At 40.8% G+C, this 2,128-nt stretch carries 1 protein-coding gene; it reads right to left on the reverse strand.

The features are described 5' to 3' along the window. Window positions 1-313: 313 nt before the first annotated feature. Window positions 314-2,128, reverse strand: a 1,815-nt coding sequence (gene recD, locus H5072_RS17660; RefSeq protein WP_182694294.1) for an exodeoxyribonuclease V subunit alpha, incomplete at its 5' end; no start/stop codon positions are given.

Genomic DNA, 2,128 nt, shown 5'->3' on the forward strand with positions numbered 1-2,128 from the left:
TCCGCGTCCTGCTCACGCCCCTTACCTACATCCATGTAGGCAACAAAGAGTTAATCGTCCCTAGAAAGAACCCAAAGGGCAGCGTATGTTTGGTATTTATACTACGTTATCGCCTATTTATGGGAAATACCACACTACATAGGCTCTGCCTTGCCTAAAAACCAAACACACTACTGCAAATTCACCCACCAAAGATCAACACGCCCGAATACATTCAATATAAAATTAACTTTAGTATAGAAGACATTTATAATAACGCGATAAATAACAAGCAGTTTGAAGCTAAATTATTAATAAAAAATTCAAATTAAGCTTAAAATTGTAACCTTTCATATAAACCAGATGCTCTTGATACGCTTTTATTCATTGCTAGTTGCAGTACTTTTTTGTCAGCCACCAGCTCAAACTTATTTTTAGCGCGGGTTATTCCCGTATACACTAATTGCCTGTTAATACCCATGCGCGCTTGTTTTAGCGGTGGCAGTACCATAGCGGTGTAACTAAACTCTGAACCTTGTGATTTATGAATAGTCATTACGTATACTTTATCGTGTGCAGGGAGTCGTGCTGGCGAAAATGCTCGTTGATTACCTTGCTCGTCAATAAATATGGCTTTGAGCTGATTGCTTTCATCGGGCATTAAAATACCAATATCGCCGTTAAATAACTTAAGCTGGTAATCGTTTTGGCTCACCATAATGGGCATGCCTGTATAATGATGAGTATTAGGGCTAACTGTTATTAAACCTTGCTGTTGCAATACGCGCTCTATTCGCTGATTTAAGCTATGCACGCCGTAATCGCCCTCTCGTACCGCAGCTAAAAGCTGATAACTAGCAAAAGCAGCATGCACCTGTGCAACATCTGCACCTTGGGCAATTAAGTTAAGGTATTTTGCATAATGACTTGCTGCACTTTTAACAAGCTTTTCAATTGGTTTCGCTACAAAGTCGTAATCTAAAATTACATCGTTAAAACGCCCTTCGGTACTTTCTTGCTCAACGTAATTTAAAATACCGGTGTTATTTGTGTTTACCGCAAGTGCGAGTTGACCAATGCCGCTTTGTGCATCAAATCGATAACTGTGCTGTAAAAAGGCAACGCAATCTGCGAGTTTAAATTCACTCACGCTTTGCGCTACGAGCTTAGGCTCATTATTAAAACATAAGCTATTTAGCTCATCACAACGTGCTTGCGAGTAGCGTGGCGTTTGCCCAAGTGTTAAACCTTGGCATAAATCGCTCATTACGCTGCCAGTATCTACCGAGGCCAGCTGGTCTTTGTCACCTAGGAGTATTAATCTCGCATGCGCAGGCAGTGCTTCTATTAATTTAGCCATCAGCGATAAATCGACCATACTGGCTTCGTCAATAATCAGCACATCTAAATGCAGTGGATTGCTTTTGTTATGTCTGAATTTATTCGTAAACGGTTTTACGCCTAATAAGCGATGAATAGTTTGAGCGTTTTGCGGTATCAGCGTTTTTATATCATCAGGAATCGTTGTGAGCTTATTTTTAGCGCCTAAAATAGACTCACTTAAACGTGCAGCGGCTTTACCTGTCGGTGCCACCAGCTTAATGCTAAGCGGCGCGGTTTTATAAAGTGACTGCAAAATAGCCAACAACTTAGTCACTGTGGTAGTTTTACCGGTACCTGGACCACCCGTGATCACGCTAAAGCCTTTGGTGGCAGCAATCGCACACGCCACTTTTTGCCAATCAGTTTCAATTGCAGAATCAGCAGGAAAATAGGTATTTAAAAGTTCTGCCAATATTTCATTATTAATATTGAGCTTTCGCTCGCTCATGCTTAATAGTCTATCTGCGAGTGTTTGCTCATAACCGGCAAGGCGCGCAAAATAAAGTCGCTCTTTAAACAGTTGCAGTGGTTTATTTTCGCCCACGCTTTCATGGTTTTGCAAATAACTGAGCGCTGTATGTACATTAAAGTCATCACTAAACGGGCTTAGCGTACTGGGTACATTGCCATCTAGTTTATTAAAGTCGCTTTTGCGCAAGTTAAAAGGATTGCTCCAGTCAACCTCATTTAAAGTTAGGCAGCTATGCTGACTTTGCTGCGATAAGCACAGTAATAAAATAATATAAAACAGCTCATTATGTGTTTG

It is taken from the genome of Pseudoalteromonas sp. SR45-5 (assembly GCF_014163565.1).
Classification (GTDB): Bacteria; Pseudomonadota; Gammaproteobacteria; order Enterobacterales; family Alteromonadaceae; genus Pseudoalteromonas; species Pseudoalteromonas distincta.